This is a genomic window from Thauera terpenica 58Eu, assembly GCF_000443165.1.
Taxonomy (GTDB): domain Bacteria; phylum Pseudomonadota; class Gammaproteobacteria; order Burkholderiales; family Rhodocyclaceae; genus Thauera; species Thauera terpenica.
In genome coordinates, this window is record NZ_ATJV01000028.1 from 1 (window position 1) to 242 (window position 242).

The window sequence follows — 242 nt, forward strand, 5'->3', positions numbered from 1 at the left end:
AGCACGTACTCGAAACGCGCCAGCGGCAGCCCATCGACGTACTTGGTGACGAGCAGCATCGCCAGAAGGTCGTTGCTGGCGTTGCTCTTGGGCAGTACCTGCGCGGGGACAGGGGCGCTGATCGGCGCCTGGTCGCCCTTGGGGCAGCCGTAGCGCTTGCGGATGTGGCGCAACACGCGCACCTGCATCGGCACGATGTCGAGCTGTTCGCTGACGTCCTGTCCAATCTCGACCATGGGCGT

At 65.3% G+C, this 242-nt stretch carries 1 protein-coding gene; it reads right to left on the bottom strand.

Features of this window, described 5'->3' with window-relative positions; translation table 11 throughout:
• The coding region (locus M622_RS23940; RefSeq protein WP_174377406.1) for an IS66 family transposase zinc-finger binding domain-containing protein at positions 1 to 242 on the bottom strand (242 nt) is incomplete at both ends.